At 62.4% G+C, this 24,989-nt stretch carries 29 protein-coding genes and 1 pseudogene; 15 read left to right on the top strand and 15 right to left on the bottom strand.

From position 1 onward, the window contains the following. The gene (locus A6A04_RS04970) at positions 1 to 216 is read left to right on the top strand and encodes a hypothetical protein (protein ID WP_024080778.1); all 216 of its coding nucleotides are present in this window, start codon (positions 1 to 3) and stop codon (positions 214 to 216) included. Here the strand turns inward: A6A04_RS04970 and A6A04_RS04965 are convergent. From A6A04_RS04965 to A6A04_RS04900, 14 genes are all read right to left on the bottom strand, one after another. Next, positions 203 to 1,468 (bottom strand): site-specific DNA-methyltransferase, encoded by a 1,266-nt coding sequence (locus tag A6A04_RS04965; protein ID WP_216636079.1) that lies wholly within the window; start codon positions 1,466 to 1,468, stop codon positions 203 to 205. The genes A6A04_RS04970 and A6A04_RS04965 overlap by 14 nt on opposite strands. Positions 1,469 to 1,470: 2 nt before the next feature. Continuing rightward, positions 1,471 to 3,024: a DNA cytosine methyltransferase gene (locus A6A04_RS04960; RefSeq protein ID WP_082914709.1), complete on the bottom strand. Its 1,554-nt coding sequence runs from the start codon at positions 3,022 to 3,024 to the stop codon at positions 1,471 to 1,473. 428 nt (positions 3,025 to 3,452) lie between these two features. Further along, positions 3,453 to 3,944: a DUF6362 family protein gene (locus A6A04_RS04955; protein WP_068490498.1), complete on the bottom strand. Its 492-nt coding sequence runs from the start codon at positions 3,942 to 3,944 to the stop codon at positions 3,453 to 3,455. After that, positions 3,937 to 4,134: a hypothetical protein gene (locus tag A6A04_RS04950; protein WP_068490496.1), complete on the bottom strand. Its 198-nt coding sequence runs from the start codon at positions 4,132 to 4,134 to the stop codon at positions 3,937 to 3,939. The genes A6A04_RS04955 and A6A04_RS04950 overlap by 8 nt, the downstream gene beginning before the upstream one ends. Further along, positions 4,131 to 4,643 carry a crossover junction endodeoxyribonuclease RuvC gene (locus A6A04_RS04945; RefSeq protein ID WP_068490494.1) on the bottom strand — a complete coding sequence of 171 codons (513 nt, stop codon included), beginning with the start codon at positions 4,641 to 4,643 and terminating at the stop codon, positions 4,131 to 4,133. The genes A6A04_RS04950 and A6A04_RS04945 overlap by 4 nt, the downstream gene beginning before the upstream one ends. Before the next feature lie 638 nt (positions 4,644 to 5,281). Continuing rightward, complete coding sequence (locus A6A04_RS04940; protein WP_068490492.1) at positions 5,282 to 7,555, bottom strand: PriCT-2 domain-containing protein; 2,274 nt, start codon at positions 7,553 to 7,555, stop codon at positions 5,282 to 5,284. Then, positions 7,555 to 7,911: a DUF6511 domain-containing protein gene (locus A6A04_RS22190; RefSeq protein WP_106003508.1), complete on the bottom strand. Its 357-nt coding sequence runs from the start codon at positions 7,909 to 7,911 to the stop codon at positions 7,555 to 7,557. Before A6A04_RS22190 ends, A6A04_RS04940 begins: the two co-directional genes overlap by 1 nt. Then, a complete protein-coding gene (locus A6A04_RS04930; RefSeq protein ID WP_068490488.1) occupies positions 7,908 to 9,479 on the bottom strand; it encodes a DEAD/DEAH box helicase in 1,572 nt (523 codons plus the stop codon). The genes A6A04_RS22190 and A6A04_RS04930 overlap by 4 nt, the downstream gene beginning before the upstream one ends. Beyond that, positions 9,473 to 10,402: a PD-(D/E)XK nuclease family protein gene (locus A6A04_RS04925; RefSeq protein WP_068490486.1), complete on the bottom strand. Its 930-nt coding sequence runs from the start codon at positions 10,400 to 10,402 to the stop codon at positions 9,473 to 9,475. Before A6A04_RS04925 ends, A6A04_RS04930 begins: the two co-directional genes overlap by 7 nt. After that, the gene (locus A6A04_RS04920; protein ID WP_068490484.1) at positions 10,399 to 10,776 is read right to left on the bottom strand and encodes a hypothetical protein; all 378 of its coding nucleotides are present in this window, start codon (positions 10,774 to 10,776) and stop codon (positions 10,399 to 10,401) included. The genes A6A04_RS04925 and A6A04_RS04920 overlap by 4 nt, the downstream gene beginning before the upstream one ends. An 85-nt stretch (positions 10,777 to 10,861) precedes the next feature. Then, positions 10,862 to 11,371, bottom strand: a complete 510-nt coding sequence (locus A6A04_RS04915; protein WP_068490483.1) for a DUF669 domain-containing protein — start codon at positions 11,369 to 11,371, stop codon at positions 10,862 to 10,864. Positions 11,372 to 11,387: 16 nt separating this feature from the next. Beyond that, positions 11,388 to 12,143 (bottom strand): ATP-binding protein, encoded by a 756-nt coding sequence (locus tag A6A04_RS04910; protein ID WP_068490481.1) that lies wholly within the window; start codon positions 12,141 to 12,143, stop codon positions 11,388 to 11,390. 34 nt (positions 12,144 to 12,177) lie between these two features. Beyond that, the gene (locus tag A6A04_RS04905; protein ID WP_106003512.1) at positions 12,178 to 12,510 is read right to left on the bottom strand and encodes a hypothetical protein; all 333 of its coding nucleotides are present in this window, start codon (positions 12,508 to 12,510) and stop codon (positions 12,178 to 12,180) included. A 29-nt stretch (positions 12,511 to 12,539) separates the two neighbouring features. Then, on the bottom strand, positions 12,540 to 13,109 hold the full coding sequence (locus A6A04_RS04900) for a sigma-70 RNA polymerase sigma factor region 4 domain-containing protein (protein ID WP_156612481.1): 570 nt from the start codon (positions 13,107 to 13,109) through the stop codon (positions 12,540 to 12,542). 285 nt (positions 13,110 to 13,394) lie between these two features. Here A6A04_RS04900 and A6A04_RS04895 point away from each other — a divergent pair, with 285 nt between their 5' ends. From A6A04_RS04895 to A6A04_RS04840, 14 genes and pseudogenes are all read left to right on the top strand, one after another. Then, positions 13,395 to 14,153 (top strand): ImmA/IrrE family metallo-endopeptidase, encoded by a 759-nt coding sequence (locus A6A04_RS04895; RefSeq protein ID WP_068490474.1) that lies wholly within the window; start codon positions 13,395 to 13,397, stop codon positions 14,151 to 14,153. Further along, entirely contained in the window at positions 14,150 to 14,434 is a 285-nt protein-coding gene (locus A6A04_RS04890) for a helix-turn-helix domain-containing protein (RefSeq protein ID WP_231848945.1), read from the top strand. The genes A6A04_RS04895 and A6A04_RS04890 overlap by 4 nt, the downstream gene beginning before the upstream one ends. Before the next feature lie 5 nt (positions 14,435 to 14,439). Further along, the gene (locus tag A6A04_RS04885) at positions 14,440 to 15,108 is read left to right on the top strand and encodes a hypothetical protein (protein ID WP_156612480.1); all 669 of its coding nucleotides are present in this window, start codon (positions 14,440 to 14,442) and stop codon (positions 15,106 to 15,108) included. Between the two features lie 71 nt (positions 15,109 to 15,179). Next, the gene (locus A6A04_RS04880; protein ID WP_156612479.1) at positions 15,180 to 15,383 is read left to right on the top strand and encodes a hypothetical protein; all 204 of its coding nucleotides are present in this window, start codon (positions 15,180 to 15,182) and stop codon (positions 15,381 to 15,383) included. Beyond that, positions 15,380 to 15,829, top strand: coding sequence for a DUF2924 domain-containing protein (locus A6A04_RS04875; protein WP_068490469.1), 450 nt, complete (start codon positions 15,380 to 15,382; stop codon positions 15,827 to 15,829). Before A6A04_RS04880 ends, A6A04_RS04875 begins: the two co-directional genes overlap by 4 nt. Then, complete coding sequence (locus A6A04_RS04870) at positions 15,826 to 17,166, top strand: recombinase family protein (RefSeq protein ID WP_068490467.1); 1,341 nt, start codon at positions 15,826 to 15,828, stop codon at positions 17,164 to 17,166. Before A6A04_RS04875 ends, A6A04_RS04870 begins: the two co-directional genes overlap by 4 nt. Continuing rightward, on the top strand, positions 17,163 to 17,558 hold the full coding sequence (locus A6A04_RS04865) for a hypothetical protein (RefSeq protein WP_068490466.1): 396 nt from the start codon (positions 17,163 to 17,165) through the stop codon (positions 17,556 to 17,558). Before A6A04_RS04870 ends, A6A04_RS04865 begins: the two co-directional genes overlap by 4 nt. A 94-nt stretch (positions 17,559 to 17,652) precedes the next feature. After that, the gene (locus A6A04_RS04860; RefSeq protein WP_008615258.1) at positions 17,653 to 17,898 is read left to right on the top strand and encodes a hypothetical protein; all 246 of its coding nucleotides are present in this window, start codon (positions 17,653 to 17,655) and stop codon (positions 17,896 to 17,898) included. A 125-nt stretch (positions 17,899 to 18,023) separates the two neighbouring features. Then, positions 18,024 to 18,191 carry a hypothetical protein gene (locus A6A04_RS22185; protein WP_156612478.1) on the top strand — a complete coding sequence of 56 codons (168 nt, stop codon included), beginning with the start codon at positions 18,024 to 18,026 and terminating at the stop codon, positions 18,189 to 18,191. A gap of 203 nt (positions 18,192 to 18,394) precedes the next feature. Then, a pseudogene (locus A6A04_RS04855) lies at positions 18,395 to 18,625 on the top strand (IS1380 family transposase); the annotation flags it as partial. A gap of 146 nt (positions 18,626 to 18,771) precedes the next feature. Next, the gene (locus tag A6A04_RS04850; RefSeq protein ID WP_082914708.1) at positions 18,772 to 22,086 is read left to right on the top strand and encodes an EAL domain-containing protein; all 3,315 of its coding nucleotides are present in this window, start codon (positions 18,772 to 18,774) and stop codon (positions 22,084 to 22,086) included. 305 nt (positions 22,087 to 22,391) lie between these two features. Further along, positions 22,392 to 22,550, top strand: coding sequence for a hypothetical protein (locus A6A04_RS22180; protein ID WP_156612477.1), 159 nt, complete (start codon positions 22,392 to 22,394; stop codon positions 22,548 to 22,550). Positions 22,551 to 22,835: 285 nt separating this feature from the next. Continuing rightward, the gene (locus tag A6A04_RS04845) at positions 22,836 to 23,693 is read left to right on the top strand and encodes an oxygen-binding di-iron domain-containing protein (protein ID WP_068490460.1); all 858 of its coding nucleotides are present in this window, start codon (positions 22,836 to 22,838) and stop codon (positions 23,691 to 23,693) included. Positions 23,694 to 23,702: 9 nt separating this feature from the next. Beyond that, complete coding sequence (locus A6A04_RS04840) at positions 23,703 to 24,407, top strand: diguanylate cyclase (RefSeq protein ID WP_068490458.1); 705 nt, start codon at positions 23,703 to 23,705, stop codon at positions 24,405 to 24,407. Positions 24,408 to 24,434: 27 nt separating this feature from the next. On the opposite strand, the gene A6A04_RS04835 is transcribed toward A6A04_RS04840, so the two are convergent. Next, complete coding sequence (locus A6A04_RS04835; protein ID WP_068490456.1) at positions 24,435 to 24,845, bottom strand: bacteriohemerythrin; 411 nt, start codon at positions 24,843 to 24,845, stop codon at positions 24,435 to 24,437. Positions 24,846 to 24,989: the final 144 nt, after the last annotated feature.

Below are 24,989 nucleotides of genomic sequence, written 5' to 3'. Positions count from 1 at the left end.
ATGGCGGCCCGGTTGACCGTCCGCCCCACCGCGGCCCTGAAGGCCCATCCTCAATGGTCGCAGACCGATTTCGAGTACTTCCGGGGCCGGGGCTATTCCAACCAGCAGATCCTGGAATTCTGGAACCGTGATCTACGACTCGGCTGCAAGCCGCTTAACTGGAAACCTTCCGACGCCAAATACCAGCATTCCCTGCGCCGGATCACCCGGCGCTGACCGCCTTCCCGGCGGCGATGTCGTCGAAGCAGCGGCCATCACCATCCAGAATGGCTGCTTCGCCAGTCTGCTCCTGCCAACGCAGGACGATGACATCGACGTATTTGGGGTCGAGTTCCAGCAGCCGAGCCTGCCGCCCCATGCGTTCGCAGGCGATCAGGGTGGTGCCGGAACCGCCGAACGGATCGAGGATGATCTCGTTCTCCCGCGATGAATTACCGATAGCCCGTTCCACCAGTTCCACCGGCTTCATGGTCGGATGGAGGTCGTTCCGGGCCGGTTTGTTGATCGACCAGACGTCCCCCTGGTCGCGGGCGCCGCACCAGTAATGGCCGCCACCTTCCTTCCAGCCGTACAGGATCGGTTCATATTGGCGCTGATAATCCGAGCGCCCCAGGGTGAAGGTGTTCTTGGCCCAGATGATGAACGTCGACCAGTGCCCGCCAGCCTCCAGGAAGGCGCTTTGTAAGGTGTGCAACTCCGACGACGACATGCACATGTAGACCGCACCCTTGGTCACGGCCAGGATGTTAACGCAGACGTCGTACAGGAACTGCTTGAACCCGCCGCCCAGGGCATCGTTGAGGATGCGACGGCCTTTGCCTCCCTTGCCCGGTGCGCCGTAATCAACGTTGTACGGGCTGTCGGTGAAACACATGTTAGCGGGGGGGCCACCCAGCACCTTCTCCACATCGGCCAGGATGGTGCTGTCGCCGCAAAGCAGGCGATGTTGGCCCAAGATCCACAGATCACCCGGCCGCGTCACCGGATCGGCGGGCGGTTCCGGCACCTCGTCCTCACCGGTTTCATCACCCTGGCCGTCGCCCTCGTCATCAAGGGGAGCCATCAGGGCGTCCAACTCCTCGTCGGAGAAGCCGATGACGCCGAGATCGTAGCCATCGCCGTTCAGCGCGTGCAGCTCCGCCGCCAGGGTTTCTTCATCCCATCCCGCATTGAGAGCAAGCTTGTTGTCAGCCAAAATATAGGCGCGGCGCTGGGCCTCGGTCAGATGGTCGAGGATCACCACCGGCACCGTATCCAGGCCGAGGGATTTGGCGGCGGCCAGTCGGCCATGCCCGGCGATGACGTTGCCCTTGCTGTCGGCCAGCACCGGGTTGGTCCAGCCGAACTCCACCATGCTGGCAGCGATCTGGGCGACCTGGCCGTCCGAATGGGTCCGCGCATTGCGGCCATAGGGGATCAGCCGGTCGATGCTCCAATGCTCGACGGTATCGGGAAACGGATGGGCCATTGTCATTTTCCTGCGGCCTGGATGCGGCTGCCGATCCAGGACATCACCGGAACAGCCATGGAATTCCCCAGGCCCCGATAGCGGGGGCCGTCGGGGCACCTGTCCGCCGGCTTGCCGCGCCAAGGGATGAGGGTGTAATCGTCGGGAAATCCCTGTAGCCGCTCGCATTCGCGGGGCGTCAATCGGCGCACCGCCATGCCGTGCTGGACCGCCAACTGGCCACCGGCATTGTCACGCCCCAGGGCATTCATCGCCCGCAAGGTCGGGGTGACGCCATCGGCCTCGACCGTCTGGAACCCGGTGCCAGCCTTACAATCGAAGGCGACATAGGTCTGCTGTTTGGTCCCAGGCTCGGCGGCCAGGGCACCGGCAACGTCCAGAGGGCGAACCTCGTCCCGCTGATTCTGGGCGAAGGCCACGTAGCTGCGGCTTGATCCGCCGCTGGCCGCCCGGAGGCTGGCAAGGTTGTCGGCATCGATCTCGGCCTGCGCCCCGCCGTCCCGGCCGCGCAAATTGAAGGTCACCGGCACCAGCGGCGTGCCGCGTCCGGTGCCGTCTTCCGAGGCGTCGAAGCCTTCGCCGCGAAGGGAATGGGCAATCAGCGTGTCGGTGCAGTCGCTATCGACACCACGGGACAGGTCGCGAGCCCGCAAGGTGGTGGCAACGAAGGTCTCGCTCTCGAAATCCATCCGTCCGCTGGCCGACGCGCAGGCATTCAGCGCGGTGGCCACCTCGATGGGACCGGAGGTGTTGTTGCCGCCGAAGGCCTCGGCGATCAGTCCCCCGTCGATGTCAAAATCGGTGCCGAGCCCGCCACCGCCGCGAGTGCGTGCGCTAATTGTCGGGGCAATGCCTTGCCCCGCTTCTCGGCTCGGCGGATGATCCCGGCGCACGCCTTGGCGCTCAGAAAGTACCGCGACGGGATCGGCCCGGTCTCGAGGACCTGCCACAACGAACACACGGCGGCGGCGTTGGGCCAAGCCGAAATATTGGGCGTCGAGCACCCGCCACGCGACTGTGCGCGTGGGTCCAACGACAACACCAGCGTCCGTCCATTTGCCCCCTGGCGGGAGCAACGGACCATCTTCGCCGGCCAATCCGCCCAGAAAGCATCCGAAGGCGTTATCGCGGGTGGACAAGGCACCCGGCACGTTTTCCCAAATTGTGTAGGCTGGGTCGATGGCATTGGCGAGGTCCACGAATTTAAGGGCAAGGTTGCCGCGCGCGTCGTTGAGCGACTTGCGCAGGCCCGCCACCGAGAACGCCTGGCAGGGCGTGCCGCCCACCAGCACGTCGATCTTGCCCCGCCATGCCCGACCGTCGATGGCGGTCATGTCACCCAGGTTGGGAACATAGGGGTAATGGTGGGCCAGCACGGCGGACGGAAAGGGCTCGATCTCGGCGAAGAAAGCGGGCCGCCAGCCCAGCGGCTCCCACGCCACCGTCGCCGCCTCGATCCCACTGCACACGCTGCCATAGACCAGCCCTTCGGCGGCCAAGGCGCGCGATATCACGCCGATGGCCGGCGGGACCGGCTCGGAATGAGCAAGCTGCATGGGGCGATCTCTTGGGAGTGGAAACCTACCCGTTCGGGCAGTTTCCATGGAAACGACCCGTTAGGGTTGGACTTGGGTAGTTAACAGCGGCTAGGGTTCCACCCTGGTTTCCAGCCCCCCGGAAATGCGAAAGGCGCGCTGGCCATGGCCTTGCGCGCCTCGTGGGGTGGAAACTGGAAACCTAAGTGGAAACCCAGAATTTTCGGCTGTCGCTAGCGAAATCGGGCGCTGATGCCCCCCGCATAGCGTGTGCTCCAGGGAGGACCCGTTCAATCTCAGGAAGGAGTCTAGCTCATCGCCATGGCCAAGGTCCCGACCAAAAATGTCTCACTTTTCACTTTCTCGTTTCTTCGTCCGAGAGGCTGGTGGGGGGCATTCCTGCCACCCCGCCGCCCGCTCGCGACTTCCGTCATCGTGCCCAGAATTTATCACTCGGCCGGTGAATCCGTCCTGGCCAGAAATGTCTCATTTTCATTTTTCTGCCGCAGAGCGTTGACACGCTCGACAAGGTGACCGCGCGCTCGTTTCCCAGGCACCTTGTTCCCGTTCAGCCTCCAGGCGATGACGCACAGCGCGTACATCCAGTGCCTATGAACGGTGGCTCGGGACAGGCCGACTTTTCCGCAGATGGCCTTCCAGCGATCATTGTTGGCTCGATGCCAGACGATCTGGGCGTCGATTGGGTCGAGCCACCGCAGCCATTCGAGTGACTGGTCCATGCGAGTGATGGCGGCGGCCGATGGCGGTGGCCGCCGCAACTTCACCTCGGCCACGCCATAGGATTCCCAGTACTCGCGCACCATCGGCGGCCAGGTGTTGACGTAACCCTGGATGGTGGTGTTGGGCAAACGCCCAAGAACATCAGCTGCCTCGGTGATGCGGTCCTCCACCTCGCTGGGGGTGAGTTTGAATTCAGCCATGGGACGCCTCCTGTCCAGGGCGCTTGCCATAGAGCTTTTGCCCAAGCTGACGGATCAATTCACGCTCGGGCCAGGTGAGACGATGGTCGTCCTCGGCGATGACCAGGACGCCGCGCTCCTTCCAGCCATCCTGCTTGACCAGCTCGGGGTCGCGGCGGTTGCCACCGAATCCAGGGGGATGCCACTTCATCGCACACCTCCCTGGGTGTCGATGGCCCAGGACAGGATGGCCAGGGCGTCAGCCTCGTTATCGTCCTCGGGATTGAACCCGCGCGCCTTCATCGCGGCGATTACCGCGTCCTTGCCGGCATTGCCCTTACCGGTGGCGTGGCGCTTGATGGTGCCGACCGGCACGCCCTGATAGGGGATGTGGTTGAGTTCGCACCAAGCGGTGAGATGGGCCAGGAAGCCGCCGAAAATGTGGGCTGCATCGGTTCCGGCATGGCGGCGGACTTCCTCGAAATATACCGCGCTGATGCCCTTGGCGCCGCCCAGCAGGTGATCGAGCCAGGAGCGGAAACGCAGGTAGCGCATTCCGCCGCCTTCGAAGCGACCAGGGCGGAACTCCATGGTGCCGGAGACGATGGTTTCGTCGGCCAGGCGCATGGCCCAGCCGGTGGTGGTGCCCAGGTCGAGGGCCAGTACGGCGCCGGAAGCATCGGCGTCATGGTTTGGCTGGGGTTTGGTCAAAGCTGTCATGTTTTCCTCCAGGTTTGAGCTTGGAGGTGCGACAGCACGGCCGGGCCGATGGCGGTGGTGTCGCTCGAGATCCAATGAGCGGGTACGGCTACGTCAGGAACGACTTTTGGGTCAGAGAGGCATGGAAGCGGAGGGTTTTGCCGCTGGGAGAGAATCGGTCTTGTTCGGTTGCGGCTGGTGCTCACCACACCATTCAAAATCATCGGTAGACGGCCAACGGGCTTCGAATTCAGCCCCTTTGATCACGGCTACTGCCGAAGGCGCGTGGCGACGACATAAGCCTCGATCCCCCACAGCGTTTGCTGCGATGTCCTCAACCTCCCAGAACCTGCAATCACCGCACTCTACCGACATGGCCACCTCCTGTTGCCGTGGGAAAATTGAAAATGTCAGATCCGGCGCCAACACAATTCTCAGCCCTCAAAGCCAAGGAAATCGCGAGGTTCCGGGAACAGTGTAAAAATGTAATTTTGCATTAGAGACATACCATCCTCCCTGGACCCTACCCATAACCTACCCGACACCACCCTCTTCCTGATCTCCTTATATATTATTACATTATTTATATTATTATATATTATATGGATGTATCAGAGGGTTACGGGGCGTTCTTCACCTTCAATATTTGGACATTTTTCTTACCTTTTTCGCCGATACACCGTCCTGGGCTTGGTTCGGGTTGTCGTTATGGACATCTCGATCTCTTCGGCCTCGATCAGCGCCCCAAACACGGCGTTGCGGCGGTCGCCCAGGAAGTGGGTCTTGTGGTACAGCTCACTCCGGGTCAGGCCGTTGTCGCCGGCCGCCTCGATAATCCGAACCACCTTCTTGTGCAACGCATCGGCCTCATTATCGGCGATGTGCCGCTCGGCTTCGATCAGCAGGGTCCTGGTGCAGTGCTCCACCACGATGCAGGCCCAATCTGCGTGGGCCAGGGAGATGACGGGTCGCTGTGGATCGGCGGACACGGCACGGATCAGAGCGATCTTGGCGGTGTTCTCCCAAACGCGGGCCAGCACGGCGCCGTGGCCGGAATGTGCCGCCTGCCGTTGACGCCGGGTGATGTCGGCGTCCAAGTCATCGAACAACGCCTCTGCGTCGAGGGTCATGGGCACGGTATAGAGGGTCGGCTTGATCATCGATCCGGTGGCGGCGGCGGCAATGTTGCCGCTGGCGTGGCCGGGGACCCCAGCGGCGATCGCCTTGAGGGCTTTGATCAATTGGGGCGGCACCTTGTCGAGGGCTGCAGGGTGCTTGACCCGATCGGGAATGTCGTTGTCGCTCTGGAAGATCAGGAAGCGAGCAAGGCTGCCGTCTCCCAGCGAGCCGTTGCCCAAGGCCGCCCAGAAGGTCTCGGGAACAGTGGTGGCATGGAGCGCGCAGCAGGGCTGGATGATATCCTGGCGCGGGCGCAGTTTCTGGTCGGCGTATTCGGCGCCGAAGAACGTACCGCCCGCGCTGGTGGACAGTTCGGTGAGAAGCTCCCAGATCTCGGCCAAATGCTTGGGAGCGCGGCGCTTGTCGACGACCGAGGAGAGGAAGTGGCCGAACTCGTCGATCTGGAACAGGGATGCGGGCTGACGATGCAAGGCGGTGAGCAGACCGGCACCGGAGGCCAGTCGGTTACCACCGAGATAGGCATCGACCCCTGCCGCCAGGAACGCCTCCTTGATAGCGTTGCGGGCATGGTCCTTGCCACCACCGCTGGCGGCCATGCCGACCACGTAGAGATTGCTGCGCAGGTTGGAGGGGGTGCGGTATCGCCTGCCCATCAGGACTCCCAACGCACACAGGGCGGCTCCTATGGCCAAAACCGGCTGGGGGCGAATGGCGGTGGTGACGATGTAATCGACCATCAGCTTCAGTGCTCCGTCCACGGCGAAGAAATCCTGTGGCGGGAATGGAACGGTCTGCACCGTCGGTGTCGGTTCGGCGGGAGTGGCCGCGAGCTTGGCCAGCAGACCGGCGGCGGGATGGACCTCGTCCTGGGGCGTGCTGCCGTCCAGCACCAGGACAGGGTCGGGCTGCCAGCCGCGCTCCATGGCAAAATGGTAGATGGTGCCGGCGCCGATGGTGGTGGGGCGGAAACTGGCCCAGGCCTTGGCGGTGGCGGCGGGGACGTCCTTGGCCGACATTGCCGACCAGGATGCAAACAGCGATGCCCCGTCTTCGCCGATGGCTCCCTTTACCGCCATGCCGATCCGCACCCAGGAATCGTAGTCGAGATCGGCGTTGGGGATATGGGCGAGCGCGGATCGCACCGCTGCCAGGGTGCCGCGCTGGGGGCTGGTGGACAGCATCAAGGCGGGCGGCGATTCCAAGGTGGCTGGGCGCAGTTCGGGTGGCAGCAGGGCGATGGCGGCATCCAGCCAGGCGCGCACCGAGTCCTCGGTGACCACCGGCAGATCGTCGAGCGCCACGGTGAGCGGCGAATCCTCCGGCCACACATAGGGCTGGCCGGTATCCGGGTGGATGGCGAAGGCGACGAATTGCCGCCCATGGGCCAGGATCTCCAGCGGCGCCCGCTTGGGGCCGGAGAATGGCACATCAGCCCGATACACCAGCAGCCGCTTGGGGGCCTTGCCGATCCTGAGCAAGGGCGTGTCGCCCAGCATGTCGCGGGCCAGCCGCTCCAACCGGTGGGCGATGTCGGGATCGAGCACGTCGATATCAATGCCGACCAGGGTGCCGCAGGCCAGCCCGATGGCGGCATCGGGCCAAGTGGCCCAGGTCTCGACCTCGATCAGGGTGGTCGGACGGTCGCAATGGCGGGTCCAGGCCGGGTAATCGCACCAGGCGCCAGCCTGGAAGCGTCCCGGCTTCTTGGAGCCCGGCCAGATGGGTATCGCCGGATAGCCGTTATCCACCAGCCGTGCCCCGAAACGGGCCATGAAGTCTTGGGCGGCCTCCATCAGAACGGCACCTCCCCAGCCATGCCGTCGAGACGTCCCCGGTCGCGGCCTGCGAGATCACGCAGATGGTCGCAATAGCCGGTGATCACCGCCTCGACGAAGGTCTGCCATTGCTCCGGCGACAATGCCGCCAGATTGGTCTTGGCGATGCTGTCCAGATACTCGCCGCCCATCTGTCCGCCATGCTCCATGGCGGTGATCTCGTTGGGGGTAGGATCGATCATGGTTCTTCTCCAGCGGGCGATGGTGTCGAGACAGGTCATGGAGCAAGCGGCTTCGGGCGGGCCACGCAGCCGAGCGAGACGCGGGATAAAGCCGAAGCCGCGTCCCTCGCGGTTGCAGACGGCGCAGATCATGTGAATCTCGCGCCGGCCACCTCGGTGAACCGGCCGCTGGGGCGCACCGCGATCTCGATCGGCACCCTCAGGCTGTCGGCTTGCATCAGCGCCTGCTCGACGGTGGTGGGCACCTGCAAGCCGGGCGCCCGCTTCTGCCACCACTGCACCGCCTTCTGGCGGGCATAGCCGTCATGCTCGATGCACACCCATTCGCGGTGGCGGACCATGCCGCAGAGATAGCTGACCAGCATGCTGGGGGGCTTGCCGGGCTTCTCGTGCAAATCGTAGGAGATGTCGGACACCGACACCCATTGCGGCTGGCCGGTGGACAGCACCTCCAGCGTGCTGGCGGTAGCCTCGATCTTGAGTTCCGGCGGGGGGAAGTCATGGCCGCAATCGGGGCATTTGCGCATGGCCGCCGCGAGAATACTGTCGCAGCCGGGACACACCTTGGTCGGCGGCTCGCCGTCTCCCTTGCCGGGGGCCGAGGGCATTACCGCATCGATGGGGCCGTGCAGGGCGACATTGCCGGCGAAGTCCAGCACCAGGCAGTTTGATTTACCGGGTGACAGCCGAGTGCCGCGTCCGGCCATCTGGACATAGAGGCCCGCCGATTTGGTCGGACGCAGCATGGCGATCAGGTCGACGGCGGGGGCGTTGAAGCCGGTGGTCAGCACCCCCATTGAGGCCAGGGCGCGGATTTCACCGCGTTTGAAGGCGACGATGATCCGGTCGCGCTCCCCCTTGGGGGTGTCGCCGAAGATAGTGGCGCAGGAAAACCCGCGATCCCGAATGGCTTGGGCCACATGCTCGGCATGCTCGACCCCGGAGCAGAACGCCAGCCAGGAGCGACGGTCCTGGCCATAGGCCACCACCTCGTCAATGGCGGCACGGGTGATAGAGTCCTTGTCGACCGCCGCCTGAAGCTGGCTGGGGATGAATTCGCCGCCTCGGCTGCCGACACCGGTGACGTCCAACTTCGTCGCGGCGGATTTGCTGACCAGCGGGCAGAGAAATCCCGCATCAATCAGATCGCGCACCGACACCTCGTAGGCGATGTCGGTGAACAGGGCGCCACCGCCCTCGTGCAGCATGCCGCTGTCGAGGCGATAGGGCGTGGCGGTAAAGCCGATCACCTTGAGATGGGGATTGATCCTGGCCAGGGTGTCGAGGAAGCGCCGGTACATGGTGTCCGAGGCGCAGGGGATCAGATGGGCCTCGTCGATCAGGACCAGATCGCATTGCTGGATGTCGTAGGCCCGCTTGTGGATCGACTGGATGCCGGCGAACAGGATGCGGGCGCCGAGGTCACGCTTGCCCAGTCCGGCGGAATAGATGCCGGCGGGGGCGTCGGGCCACAGGCCGATCAGCTCGGCATAGTTCTGGGCGATCAGTTCGCGGACATGGGTGACCACCAGGATGCGCTGATCTGGCCAGTTCTCCAGCACCTCCTTGATGAAGGCCGACAACACCAGAGCCTTGCCGCCGGCTGTCGGAATGACGATCAGCGGGTGCCCGGATTTCCGGCCGAAATAGTCGTAGATGGCGGTGATGGCCGCCTGTTGGTAAGGGCGGAGCGTCAGCATGGCGCCCTCCCGTCGATCCAGGTGGCGCCGGTCTTCATGCGGTAGACCACATGATCGTCTCCGGCATCCATGGGCTCGCCCGGCACCAGATCGGGAATGTAGAGATGAAGCTCGCAGCCTCGCCGCTGGTCGGCGGAGGAGAGGCCACGGTCGTGGCGGGCGCAGTGCCAACCACCCTCCACCGGAGTCGAATGCAGGCAGGTGCGGCAATTGCGCTCGGCGGCGCCCGCCTCATGGCAGAGGGGATGGTGTTCGCACCACCGACATTGCCACCATGCCGGATCGGCGGACAGCCGTTCCGGCGGACGGGCGGCATTGATGACGCGACCGGCAATGGCCACCAGGGTTCCGCCCACGGCCCTGTCGGCCGGGATGCGCTCGACGTAAATCTCGTCGGTATCCTTGCACACCGCCACATACATGGCCCGCGTCATGCCGGTGAGGTGGAGATAGACCTGCATCTGGGCGAAGTGGCGCGGCTTGGACCCCCGCACGCCTTGGCGCTTCAGATCGGCGAAGGACTTGGCCGAGTGGGTCTTGAATTCCAGCACATGCCAGGTCTTGGGCGCCTCCAGCAGGCCCAGGGCCACGCCGTCGAGCGAGCCGCCGAAATGCCCGCCATGGGCTTCGACCCGCCATTGACGCCCGGATTCGGGATCGACCTCCAGCACGGTGGCGCCGGTGCGGCGCAGGTCGCGCACGATGCGGGCCTCCTCCAACTGCCCGGTCTCGAACAGCCGCAGCACCCGGCCGGGAAAGCCAGCCCGCGTGGTCCAGCGAAAGTCGCACCACAGGGCGCGCAGGCACTCCTTGCCGATCAGCGATGCGCCGAGATGAAGGCGAAAGCCGTCCTCGGCACTGGCCTCATAGGCGGCGTAGATCGCTTCGATGGTGGGGCTGGGAGGGGGCGGCAGCGCGGTCATATTGCGGCTCCCCGCGCATCGAGACGCCGGTGGGCCTCGTCCATCACCCTGTGCCAGCCGGTCTCGTCGTAATCGGCCCGCACCACCTCGATCAGCAGGTCCTTCAAGGCATCCTTGCGGCCCGGCAGGCGAGCCATCAGGGCGGCGACCTCGGCCACCTCGCGCTGGCGGTGGCGCAACGCGGTGCGGGCGCGGTGGTACCAGCGGGCGTCCATTCGCCGACGACCGGCTTGGCGGTCCATGTCGGCGGCAGCGATCTCAGTGCGAATCGCGGTGATGTCGTTCTGAAGTTGGGCCAGACGCTGCCGGCACTCTTCCCTGGTGGTGGGCGGATTGCTCGGGGGTGCCTCCGCCTCTATGATCCTGTCATCCATGGATGTTCTCCAATGTCCTGGGTGGAGATGCCGCCGCCGCTCATGTTTGGCGACCTGACGACGGCGGCATCGTTCCTGTTGATGCTCACGCGCTCCGGCGCCACGGCGCGGTGGCCGGGCGGGGTTGGGCGGATTGCGTCGCAGGTTTGGCCGACGGGGTGACCGTAGCGGGACGGGTGGCCGGCGCCGGAGCGGCGGCTTGGTCGAGCGGCTGATAGCGAATGGTGTTGGATTCGCCGTAGCCGTTCTTCGGCGGCTGCACCCGCACATCGGCCAGCATGGGGATCAGGTGGAGTTCTTCGCTGTCCTGGACCTGCATCCGACCCGTGGCATGGCAGATGGCCGACAGGGTGCGCTGGGCCATTTCCACCGTGCTGGGGTTGTTGTTGACCAGATTGAGGCGGTCGAACAGCTTGCGCCCCAGGGAATCGCCTTCCAGCACGTCGAGTTCCAGCCACAGGTACTGGCCCATGCCGTCCTTGGTGACCCGCATTTCGCTGGCGACGATCTGCACCACGTATTTGCCGGGAGGCAGCACGTCGGCGGATTTGGCGGGATCGACGGTGGTGGCGTCGAAATTTCCGAGATTGGCCATGATGGTTCCTTGTCGGTTAGGATTGAGCTTGGAATTGGGGCATCGCGGACGCGAAGGCGTCCCACGACAGCGGCAGCACATCGGGCAGGCCGTAGCGGTTTTTGGCGAGGAAGGCGGGACGTTCGGCGGAGTAGAGCACCCGCTCGCCGGAGCCGAGAGCGCGGGTCACCTTCTTGTTGAAGCCGACATCGCTCTTGACCGTGCTGATCCGGTAATTGGCGAACAGCACCGCGTCGGAATGCTCCTGCAGCAGGGCCGCGGCTCGGGCATGCAGCTTGATGATGTAGCGGTCGTAGGGATCGTGCTCGGGGCTGTCGAAGCGCTTGATCTCGGTATGGGCGATCTGGATGATCGTCAGGCCCTTCTCATCGCGGAGCGCGTTGAGACCGTCGATATACTGACGCCACAGGTCCAGCGCGGCGACGTAGCCCTTGCCGTAGCCGGGGTCCTCGATGGATTTCCAGCCATTGTCCTTGCATGCCCGCGCCCAGATCAGCGGCTCCAGCCAGTCGACGCTGTCGATCACCACGGTGCGGAAGTCGTTGTCCTCGGAATAGAGGGCGGCCAGCGCCTCCATCACCTCGTCGAAGCTGCGGGCCAGCGGGAAATGGGGGATGTCGAGAGTGCCCAGGCCATCCTCGGTGAGGATGAACACCGGATTGGGGGCCGCCGAAGCGAAGGTGCTCTTGCCCACCCCGGCCACGCCATGAACCAGGATACGGGGCGATGACAGCGCGGAACTGCGCTTCAGCGATGCGAGGGATATCGCCATTATTGGATCTCCTTGGATGGTTGAAAGAACAAACTCACCGCCGACCACCTCTGGTGATCGAGGAACGCGGGTGCCCGGCCGCCTTGATGGCCAGATAGCTGAAATCGTCATCGCCATTGCGGCGCTGGAGCAGGAAGACGCGCTCGGCCTCGGCCGCCTGCTGAATGCGGGTGGCAACATCGACAACCTGGCGGCGCAGCACTTCCGGCAGCACCTTGGTGCTGGGCATCCGGTCATGGCCGAGATGGCCGCGGTAATAGATCAGGGTGGCCCCCGGAGTGGCGTCGGCCAGCCAGTCGCAGATACCGTTCTCGTCCACCGGCAGGGAACGGGCAGGGAAATCAGGGTGGGGGGAAATTGCGGTCATCGTCGTCGTCCTGTTTTTCGGGTTATTGGCTATGTACCGACGCACTGGCCGGATCGTCCCAAGGGGGTGAGGCCATGGGCGCGAAGGCGCATGCGAAGCTCATGGATCTGGCGAAAGAACTCGCTGCGCGAGAAACCGGACTCGACCAGGGCCGTGGCGCGGTCCTCTTCGGTCAGAAGGCGACAGAGGTGCTGCAACCGATGGGGCAGGCCGTCCAAGAACCGTTGCAGGTCGAGACGCAGGTGGATGGCGCCCGCTCCGGTGACGCCGCCTGCCCACCAGGCGGCAAGGCCGTCGTCTTCGCTGGTCTGCTCGGTATCGTCGATTGATCCACCATGTCGGCGGCGATCACGGATGAGGCGGTCGGCCACGTCCTGCCCGGCGTGGCGGATGACCAGCCTGGCGAAGGTCGGCCAGCCGGCCTGACCGTCGAATCGGGGGGCTCGGCGCACCAGTTCCAGCAGCAGATCCTGGCGGACATCGCCGATATCAGCCGCCGGCAGACGCAGAGTGCGGCCGATCCGGCGGGCACACCGATCCGCGGTGGCCAAGCCAATGCCGGTGATGTCCTTGTCGCTGATTTGCTGTTGCATTCCCATGATTGATCTCGTTCTGGGTGGCGTTCATTTCGGATGCCACAGAAGCACGACAATCGAAGGGGTGGAGAGGCGGAAAGGGGAATAAAGGGGAATAAACCCCCTTTCCGCCCCTCACAAATGCCTCAGAAAACAAGGCGTTTCAGGCCTATTTTGACGGCCACGGCGGCGATCGCTCGTCAACAGTTCCGCCCCACCGGAATGACTCGACAAAGCCAGCCTTAAGGAACAATATGCGAACAATACCGTTGACTGATTAGGTCACGGTTTGCAGCCAAGGAGCCAGCGATGGCCGTCGTGACCGCAACCTTCCCCAGCGTCTCGCCCACCGGCGAGGCGCGCCCCCTGGCCGCCAGCGCCATCTGGTCGATCGCCCGCGATGTCCGCCGTCAGATTTGCGGCGGCCTGTGGCCAAAGCCGCTTCCGGCCGACACCCTGATCCGCCGGGTGGAATTGCTGGTGATCAACGGTATTCGCTTCGAGCCGGTCTGGGACTGCGGGAACGAGGTTCACGATGAACTGGGGCGGCCTGTGGCCGGGGCCTGCGAATACGATTCCGACAGCCCCCAAAACATCTATCTCAGCCTCAATCCCGCCGTGATCGGGGATCGGTCCGATCTCGCCGCCAGCACCGCCGCCCATGAATTAGGACACGCCATATTCGATGGCCCGGCCTCGGTCATCGCCTGCCGGAGCAAATCCCGCCACGTCACCCCCGACGAGGCGCATTTCGACGCCGCTGGCCCGAAGAACGAGGAATATTGGTCGGAGTATCGGGCCAACGAGTTCATGGGTGGATTGCTGGCGCCGCCAGACTTGCTTCATCGCACCATGGTGATGCGCGCTGGTGAATTCGGCGTCACCCTGGTCAACGGCTCCGACCATGCCGGCAAACCTGGCTACCCGGTGATTGATGGCCGGCGGTGGGGCATGGCCGAGCAGGATGCGCTGCTCGACGATCTCGCTGGAATTTTCGGGGTGTCCCCATCCTTCATCTGGGTCCGCTTGCGCAAGTACCGTCTCGTCACCGGCCAAGGGAGGGCATGATGCCGTTCGGATCCTATATCCGCGTCCGCCGCAACGAATTGGGCATTGGCCTCAATGATTTCGCCAGCCGCCTCGGGGTTTCCCCCGCCTATTGGTCGCGCATTGAACGGGAATGCGAGAAGCCGCCCCGCGACGATTTGATCGAGAAGGCCGCCGCCGTGCTGGGGGTTCGTCTCGACGACCTGTTTGTCGCCGCCGAGCGATTCCCGCCTGACATGCAGCGCGATGTCGCCAAGGTGGTGCGCGCCTACCGCCGCCTGCGCGCCGTCGAGGGAGGCTGATGATCATGGCCATGCCCAACATTTCTTTCTTGACCCTGGCGGATCTGTGCGACCGCTGGGGCGTAAAACCGCCGCATATCGGCGCTCTGGCTCTTGACCAAAAGCTCGTCCTATCCATCGGTCTTTCAGGTGTGCGGGCGGAAGTTGGCGAATGGCAGAAAGTCGATATCGATGAGTGGCAGCGGTTGCCGGAGGGATGGCAGTACCTCACTGGGATCTTCGACCTTAAACGCAACGACGCTTGGAGCATTATAAAGCACGGGCCTCGGGTCATCGACTCCGTGATGCCTGTTGAGCCTGACGGCTACATCGAAATCCGCCGCCAAGAAGACCTTCCCGAATTTGTCGTCGCTCCGGATGATCTCCTTATCCGTCGGGAAGAGGTCGAGCGTTTCGAGGCGAACAATGCACCGGCGCCCAGGGATGTCTCCGCCCCATCTCTCAGCCGTGGCGGACCAGGTGCGCCCCCGAAATATGATTGGGAAAGTTTCTGGATCGAAACCTGCCGCCGTCTTCACGACGATGGCCCTCCGTCCACACAGAAAGAAATGGTTCTGAACCTGCTCGGCTGGTTCGATGACAAGGGCGCCGCCGTGCCCGACGAGAGTACGGTCAAGAAGAAGGTGTCCAAGTTGTGGAAGGCGTTGGGGCTGGCCAGCCAGAGCGTCGCATAGGCCCCTCTTGGGACGGAATGGAGGATGCGCCGGTACAGGGAGTCATAGGCAACACAATCAGGTTTTCTCCCATGTCCCTCGCCCTCCATCCCGACCATATGACCGCCGCCGAGCGCCTCGACGAAATCGCCGAGATCCTGGTGACCGGGGCCATGCGCCTGATGGCGCGGAAGTCCACTCGTTTATCTGCCGACGCCGGAGACTGTTCCGTCGACTTCACTGGTCACCAGAGCGTCCATGGGTCCGACCGCAATTGCAGGAGACCCCGTAAATGACAACCGCGATCCTTTCCCAGGTGGCTGAATTGCCGACCCTGCCGACGCCCAAGTTGAAGGCGATGTGGCGGGAGCTGACCGGCACCGAGCCGCCGCCCTACAACCGCACCTTCCTGGTCAAGCGACTGGCCTACCGGATTCAGGAACTGGCCTTCGGCGGCCTGTCGGTCCAGGCCGAACGCCGCCTCGACGATCTGGTCGACGAGTTGGACGGCAAGAAGAAGCCGAAACCCAAGGACATGACCGCCCCGATCGTCGGCACCAAGCTGATCCGGGAATGGCAGGGGGTGATGCAGGAAGTGACGGCGCTGGCCGACGGCTTCGAATGGCAGGGCCGCCGCTACCAGAGCCTGTCGGCGGTGGCCCGCGCCATCACCGGCACCCGCTGGAATGGGCCGCTGTTCTTCGGGCTGCGCAAGCATGGCAAGCTGGAGGCCAGCCGATGAACTCGCCCAAGCCGATCCGCAAGGTTCGCTGCGCCATCTATACCCGCAAGTCCTCGGAAGAGGGCCTGGAGATGGAATTCAACAGCCTCGACGCCCAACGAGAATCCTGCGAGGCCTACATCACCAGCCAGCGGGCCGAGGGCTGGGTGCCGGTGCCGGACCATTACGATGATGGCGGCTTCTCCGGCGGCAACCTGGAGCGTCCCGCCCTGAAGCGCCTGCTGGCCGACATCGAGGCCGGGTTGATCGATGTGGTGGTGGTCTACAAGATCGACCGCCTGTCGCGCTCGCTGATGGATTTCTCCAAGCTGGTCGAGGTGTTCGACCGCAACGCCGTCACCTTCGTGTCGGTGACCCAATCGTTCAACACGACGACCAGCATGGGGCGCCTCACGCTCAACATCCTGCTGTCCTTCGCCCAGTTCGAGCGGGAAGTGATCGGCGAGCGCATCCGCGACAAATTCGCCGCCTCCCGGCGCAAGGGCATGTGGATGGGCGGCGTCCCGCCCTTGGGCTACGATGTGGTCGCCCGCAAGCTGGTGGTCAACCAGCCCGAGGCCGATCTGGTCCGCCACATCTTCGACCGCTTCCTCAAGGTCGGCTCCGCCACCCTGCTGGTGAAGGAACTCAACGCCGCCGGTCACCATACCAAGTCCTGGACCACCCAAGACGGCAAGCACCGCGACGGCGCGCCCATCACCAAGAACTTCCTCTACAAGCTGCTCGACAACCGGGTCTATCTCGGTGAGGCCGTCCACAAGGGCGAAGCCCATGCCGGCGAGCATCCCGCCATCATCGACCGCGTCACCTGGGACAAGGTGGTGGCGGTGAAGACCGACAATGCGCCCAGGAAGCGGGCCAATGCGGTGCGGTCATCGACCCCGGCGCCGCTGAAGGGGCTGATCGTCTGCGCCAATTGTGGCCGGGCTATGACGCCAACTTCGACCCGAAAGAAGGGTCGGCTGTACCGGTACTATACCTGCATGAAGGCGATCCATTCCGGCCACGAGTCCTGCCCAGTGCGCAGCATCGCCGCCGGTGAGATCGAGGCGGCCGTCATCGGACAGGTCCGGGCATTGCTGCGCGCCCCCGAGATCCGGGCGCGGGCCGAACGGAGGGCGCCAACCATGTCGCCGGCCGATCTGCATGCCGCCCTCGATCGCTTCGAGGCACTCTGGGACGAACTGTTCCCCGCCGAGCAGGCCCGTATCCTCCAGCTTCTGGTCGAGAAAGTGGCCATCGCCCCAGACTGCGCCGAGGTCCGGTTGCGCGCCGAGGGACTGGCCAGCGTCATCGCCGACATCACCGCCCAGACCGGCGACAGGAGCGCGGCATGAGCGGGGTCAGCATCGACACCTTCACCGTCCGCGTGCCACTGACCCTGCGGCGATATGGCGGCCGCAAGCTGGTGATCGTGCCCGAGGGCGTCCCGGTGCGTGCCAAGCCCACCCCCGACGATACCCTGCTGAAGGCGCTGGCCCGCGCCCATCGCTGGAAGCGCATGCTGGAATCCGGGCAGGTGGCATCCCTGAACGAGTTGTCTGACGCCGAGAAGATCAGCCCATCCTACATGACCCGAATCTACCGCCTGACCTTGCTGGCCCCCGACATCGTCGAAACCATCCTCGACGGACGCCAGCCGCGGACACTCCAACTTGCCGACCTGATGGACGACATGCCGGTGGAATGGCACCGGCAGCGGGAAAGATTCGGGATTACTGCGCGGTGACCGGGAGCGCGAATGGCGGCGGGACCACGCATATTGACAAAAGAACGAAATGGGAACATTCTGCGGTAGTCGACCTTGCCGCAGGAATCCCGCCATGGCCCTGGAAACCTTGTTCATCTGCCAGCCGTACATCCTCGGCAAAAGGGGAGGGCTGAAGCCCCAACCACCCATTTCTTACAAGACCGAGCCACAGGCCCTGCAACGTGCCAGCCGCATGATGGAGGGTGGCAGCGTTGCCGGCGTGGACGTTGTCCGTCAGACCGCCGACCCTGAAATGGGCGATTACGACGAGCCTGAATTTCTGCAGCGTCTGGGGTCCGTGCCGAAGGCCGAAAACTGAATTGTGATTGACCATTCTGCCTTCGGCGGCTGGGTAGTAATTGTGTGCAAATGTTCACGGACGAGCGGGCGGATGCGGTGTAGACATCAGCCGTCGTCGAGAATAGCAGACCTTGGGAGGGGCAAATGCGGGCGCAAGACTTCGGGCTTGATCGGTGGATATGGGAGCCGTCGCTGGACGATCTCCTCGACGATCCAACCATGCATGCCTTTCTGGTGCGGGATCGCCTTTCCGTCGATCATGTGCGGACCCTCGTCAAGGAAGTCAGGCAGCGTCTCGGCCGCGCGGCGTAAAGGCGGCCGGGGTCTAAGCCATGCTCGGCGACCGGCAGATGCGGGCCGTGCAGCTGGCCGACCTGATGGACGACATGCCGGTGGAATGGAACCAGCAGCGGGAGAAGCTCGGATTTTAAGCCCGGATTTTCCATATGCCCGAGCCATTTCGTCAGGAGATATGGAAACTCTGCTATAGGAATTAATGCGGTATAGGCGCCTAGTTGGAGATGGCGGTGGGTAAAGCGGAATCGGGCTTTTTGCGGGTCGCTTCCTACCGCCGCCTCATGCTGGAGTTCCATGGCACGAAGGTCACCGCCGACGTTGGACTACTTGCTTTTCGGGAACTTGATAACATTCTTGGCGTGACCGAGATAGCAGGGCAGATACTGGCCGACAGCCGGACCGGCAAGAACAACCGCCAAACCCTGACGGCGCGGTTTCGGCAATCGGTGGCCCCTCCCGACCGACGAGGCGGGTACGCTGCGGCCCACGCGCTGCCCTGCCGCTCCACCTTCCAGGCGGGCCAGGATTAGGCTATTCTGGCCTCAATCAGGAGCCGATGTACCGCCTTGAACCAACCCCAGTTGTATGATCAGATATGACGAGTCCTTCCATCCGCCTTGGCTTGATGCCCCCACTGTCCGGCTTGGTCGACATGTACGGCCAGGAGATTGTCTGGGCGGCAACGATTGCTTGTGCGGAGATCAATGAAAACGGCGGCGTCCTGGGGGTGCCCTTGGAATTGATCGTCGAAGACGACGGCAGCCTGCCGTTGACGGCGGTCCCGGCAGCGCGGCGGCTTGTCGAGCAGCACAAGTGCAGCGCCATCATCGGCAACCTGCTCTCGAACGCGCGAATCGACGTGGCGGCCAAGGTCGCCGATCCCTTGGGCATTCCCTACCTGAACTTCTCCTTCTACGAAGGCAGCATCTCGTCGCGCTGGTTCTTTCACTTTGCCGCTCTGCCCAACCAGCAGATTGACAAGATGATCCCGTTCATGGCCGAGCGCTACGGCCTAAAGATGTTTTTCGCCGGCAACAATTATGAATGGCCAAGAGGATCGATCGACGCCTGTAAACGTTCTCTCGCAGCTCTGAACGGCGAGATCGTCGGCGAGGAGTATCTGCCCCTCGGTGTTCGCACCGAAGAGATCGATCTCTTGCTGGAGCGGGTGGCCCGCTCCGGTGCCGACGTCTTTGTTCCTTACTTCGCCGGGGCGGACCAGATCACCCTGCTGTCCCGGTTCGCCGAAATGGGCATCAAGGATCGCATGGCGGTGGCGATGGGACATTTCGACGAGATCATCGCCGGTCGCCTGGCACCTAAAGCCCGAGAGGGACTCTATTCCAGCAACACCTACTTCATGTCCGTCGACACGCCGGAATCGCGGGCATACCTCTCGCATTTACGTGAATTGCCGGATGTCTCGGGATTGTGGCCCAACGGAAACGGCGTGCTGACCAATTTTGGCGAAGGCACCTATGTCTGCGTCAAGGCTTTCGCCGAAGCCGTGCGCATGGCCGGCAGCCTGGAGCCGGAAGCCCTTGCGCAAGCACTTGAGACGATGCAAGTCTCCAGTCCGCAAGGCTTGGTTTCGATGGATTCCCTGACCCATCATGCAACGGTCAATTCCTATCTAACCCGTTGCCGGGAAGACGGCACCTTCGAGGTCGTCAGGGCATTCGGCCCGATCCCGCCAGTGATCCCGGCACGGTATCGGTCACCTCCCGACAATCCGCACTTCACCGAATCGCCATCCAATCCTCAGGTGGCGGCTCGCTTGGCATCCGAGGCTGCGGACGCCTACCGGAAAATTGGAACGGCGAAGCAAATCCTGTCCCACGCGGACATGGCTATTCTGGCCACCGACCAGGACGGCTTCATCACCGACGCCAATCGCACCGTAAGCGAGATGTTTGGCTACATGGAAGGCGAATTGATCGGTCTGTCGGTCAATCTTTTGGTCCCGCCGCACATCCGCAGCCTTCATCAGGAACATCTGGCCCGTTTCCTGGCAAGCCACGAAACCGAACGGCGGATGGGCCAGCGCGGAGAAATCACCGGATACCGCAAGGACGGCACCTTCTTCCCCCTGGAAGCGTCCATCGCCAAGTTCGGCGCAGACGGGACCTGGGTGTTGGTCACCACCATGCGCGACCTGACGGCGGTGAAAGAGGTTGAGGCAGAGCTGACCCGCCGCGCCACACACGACACTCTTACCGGTCTCCCGAACCGCGCCCTCATCCATGAGCGCCTCGAAAAGGCCCTGCATCGCTCGAAGACCCGCGGTGACAACATCGCGATCCTGTTCATCGATTTGGACGGCTTCAAGGCGGTCAACGACAAGTTCGGCCACGAAGCCGGAGACCAATTGCTCAAGGAGATTTCTCAGCGGTTCATCAATGTGGTGCGCCCTGGCGATACTGTCGGCCGGCTGGCCGGCGACGAATTCGTCATCCTGTGCGAACATGTGGATTCTCCGGCCATGCTATCGTCCTTGGCGGAAAGAATACTCGCCGCCGCCAAGCAACCGGTCCTCTACGGGACCGACAAGATGTTCGTTACCGCCAGCATCGGCATTGCCGCCGGACACGGCTCGACCCACGCCGCCGACGACCTAATCCGGGCGGCCGACACTGCGATGTATTCCGTCAAGGAATCGGGACGTGCGGGATGGCGCTTCTTCAACGAAGGACTACAGGAAGAAGCCCATCTTCGCTTGTCGATCTCCATCGGCTTGCGCTCGGCTTTGGAAAAGGACGAGTTCTATACCGTATTCCAACCCATCGTCGACACGCGGTCGTCGGTGGTAGTCGGCGCCGAATTGCTGCTGAGGTGGCGTTCGGTCGCCGGAGAGGTTTCTCCGGCAACCTTCATCCCCGTCGCCGAAATGAACGGCTCCATCGTCGACATCGGCTATTGGACTTTCAAGGAAGCTTGCCGCACCGAGCGCCGCTGGCACGCGCAGGCGGGCCACGACGCGCCTTACGTCTCATTCAACATGTCGACGCGCCAGATGGCGGACCCGAAGCTTGTGGAGCGCTTCGCCTCAATCATCGAGGAAACCGGGGCTGACCCCCGCCGCCTGCTGCTGGAGATCACCGAAACCTCCCTGATGGCCGACACCAACACGAACCGCGAAATCATCGACAAGATGGCTGGGTTGGGGATGCGCATCGCCGTAGACGATTTCGGCACCGGCTATTCGTCCTTATCGCAATTGCTGCGCCTCAACGTCGACGTCCTCAAGATCGACAAGGAATTCATCCAAGGCATCGACACCGATCCGGATAGCGGCACCATCGTCTCTGCCTTGTGCCGGATGTCGAAATCCCTCAACCTCAGCGTAGTGGCCGAGGGCGTGGAGACCCAAGATCAGCGGAATGCCCTTCGTGCGTTCGGATGCGACTCCATCCAGGGCTATCTGTTCTATCGTCCCATGCCCGCTGACGAATTGCTGACCGCGGCGGCCAATTCCCGCCGTGCCAAGGGACGTGCCAGCGGCAACCTTCGGTTCCTGATTTACGTCAGCCGTCCAGCCGCCAAGGTGACGCCGTTCCTTCTCGAAGCCATCGTCGCCGAAGCGCGGGATTTCAACCAACTGAACGGGATCAGCGGCCATCTCATCCATTTCGACGGCACCTTCCTGCAGTATCTGGAGGGAGGGGAAGTCGACATCCGGCGTCTTTACGCCATGATCCGTCAGGACCCGCGGCACACCGGCGTGACGCTGGTGTGCGAAGGGAAATTGATCCGGCGCCTGTTCGCGGGATGGACCATGGGGGTCCGGAGCCGTGGCGCCGCATCCTTCGCGGACGAACCCGATGCCGGGACGTCGTTGTTCGAACTCCTCGTCTCGTCGCCGATCGCGTGTCGTTCCCTGTTCGAAGCCGTGGCGATGGAATCGCGCTAATATCTTCTCCGACGCCAGCCGGTGATCTCGTTGGCGACGGCCAAGATTTCGTGCATCCAGCCGATGACGGTGCGGAGCAACGGGATCAACTTTCTCGCCCCCAACGTGGCGCAGCTAGGCGGGGATTTCATTGGTGACGATGTTGACCATCGAATCCAGAAACTGGGACCATATCTTGGCCGCATGCGGTGTCCAATTATGCAGTTTCTGCCGCTCGGCAAATGTCGCAATAGCAGCAATTGTCCTTGATCCACTGATGCATCTCTCGCAGAAGCTGGCGATCTGTACGCCGCTGGCTTTCCAAGATGGCATACGCAGCCATCACCACGATGAAGGCGATGCCGCACATGGCCGAACTGAAAACCCGCAAGCAGGCGCTGGCCGACGATCTATTCGATCCAGAGGCAGGAAGCACCCTCGACATCGGCGAAAACGATGTGGAATTTTTGCTGGGGAAATGGTGACACGGGCAGGTCGGCGACCACTCCCGTACCAGCTGTTGACCGTCTGTCTCACGCCCGGACTCTTTCCTGCACCAGCAAAAACTGCGAAAAGGTCAACAGATTTTGGCGCCATCCGACAAAATCGGACCGTGCGGCATTGGCTTGTCCCTGGCCATGCTCGAGATTAATGGCAATAACCTCTTTGCGTCATACTTGTAAGCGCATGTACTATCGGCATGGGATGCTCATAACCTTTGGGCTATACTCCCAGTGTGAAGCTCTATCCAGATGTGGGGTGAAAACGGAATGAGCATTCTTGACCAGAACATCGATTATGACAGGCCGGTAAAGCTGGCAGAGGGAATCTTCTGGGTTGGTTTCGCCGATCTAGAAGGGCGCTTGCAGTGCAATCCCTATCTGGTCGTCGATGGTGATGAGGCTATTCTGATCGACGGCGGGTCCCGACCCGACTTCAGCACAGTGATGCGCAAGGTCCTCCAGACTGGGATATCTCCCAAGCAGATCAGCCACCTGATCTACCAACACTATGACCCCGACTTGTGCGGCTCTATCCCCAATCTCGAAAGCCTCATTGACTCAACCGATCTGAAAATAATTTCTCATGCTGAGAACAATCCTTTCATCCAGCACTATTCTGTTCAGTCTCCACTCCTGTGCATCGACCGGATGGAGCGGAAGTTGACAACGCGATCCGGGCGGACGCTTCGGTTCTTCCACACGCCATACGCACATTCTGCTGGTAGCTTCATCACATATGACGAGACCAGCGGCATCCTCTTCACTAGCGATCTATTTGGTAGTTCGGGGGCCTTCAGCAATTGGCGACTATTCGCCGACTTCGATCATAAGTGTCTAGCCTGCGAGGTGGCTTGGCCAGATCGTCCCGATGAACCCTGCGAGGATACCGGCACCCCCTGTCCTTGGAGCGGCATGCACTATTTTCATCGCAAGGTGATGCCAGGCAACCGGCAACTCAGGCATGCCATGAATGTGATCAACTCTATCGGCGCGACCATGGTAGCTCCCCAACATGGTTCTATCCTGTATCGGGCCGAAGATATCAAGGCGGCCATCATTCGCCTTCAAAGCATGAATGACATAGGTATTGATGGTATTGCCGATGCAGCTTCGGTTCCGGAGTGAGGACAGGCTATGGCCAAACTAAGCGGGATCGACTTCACACTTGAAACCACCGTCGGTCATTCGGTTGGCACTCTGATGTCAAAGGTATTAGAGCAGCAGGCGCAACTTGCCGATCAACGGATCAACCAGAACCTGCTGACCGAACTGGTGGAGCAGTTTGTACGCTCTGAGCGCCAACTTGCCGTGGCCCACGCCGCCGTGCTCGCCATGTCGCGCACCGACGGCCTAACGGGCATCGCCAACCGTCGCTGGTTCGACGAGTCCTTGGCTCAGGAACTGGCCCGCGCCGTCAGGTCAAAAACCCGTGTAGGCCTGCTTCTGATGGATATCGATTGCTTCAAGCTGTTCAATGACAATTACGGCCATTCGGCAGGCGATGACTGCTTGCGGGCGGTGGCCCAAGAGGTGCAGTCCATCGTTAAGCGCCCCCCCGATCTGACTGCCCGCTACGGCGGCGAGGAACTGGTCTGCATCCTGCCCGATACCGATGACAGTGGTGTCGAAGCGGTTGGCAATGCCATCCTAGATGCAGTTCGGGGCCTAGCCATTCCCCACGCTTTTTCCAAAGCCATCGACATCATCACGCTGAGCATCGGCGGCGTATCCCTTATTCCCAACGAGGGAACGACGCCTAAGCAGATGATCGAGGCAGCTGATGCGCAGCTCTATGTTTCCAAGGAATCCGGTCGCAATCGCTTGACCATGGCGTCCTAGTAAAACTTTCTATTCCGCTGGCCGACATCAGCCCTTCTGACCGGATTTTCGCAAATATGCAGCGTATTCCATATCAAACTTAAGAATATGGCTGGTGAGCCATTCCTCGAGAAAGGAAGCAAGCGCCTCATCAACTGCATCGGGCCCCACTTCCATGAGGCGATTAATCATGGACTCGAGTTGGAAAACAAGGTGTTCGTGCTCGTATGTATGGGCAGATAAAGCCGGGTAATCTGCCCGGCGCATACTTTCCTGCTCACGAGCGAAATGTTCCTTGGTATAGCTGCACAGTGCCCCGATGGCAGTATTGATGGCTGCCGCGCCGTGATGTGCTGTTGAAAAAATATCATTCATTAGGACAAAAAGTTTCTGGTGATCGCAGTCGATGGCGGTGACGTTTACGAGGAGTTCTTCCGACCACTCGATCTTGTTAGGCATGGGGGGCTCCCGAGAGAATTCAGGAACAAACCCTACATCTAAGGTAGTTAGGGCGCAACGGATTGAAGCGCAGTCTAGGGTGTCAAGCAGAGTGGGCGAAACCGCTATTGCGCCACACGGGTGGAATTCCAAATATGCCTAGAG

Source organism: Paramagnetospirillum marisnigri (assembly GCF_001650715.1).
GTDB classification, from domain to species: domain Bacteria; phylum Pseudomonadota; class Alphaproteobacteria; order Rhodospirillales; family Magnetospirillaceae; genus Phaeospirillum; species Phaeospirillum marisnigri.
Note: the sequence above shows the minus strand (reverse complement) of the source record. Positions and strands in the feature narration are given on the sequence as shown.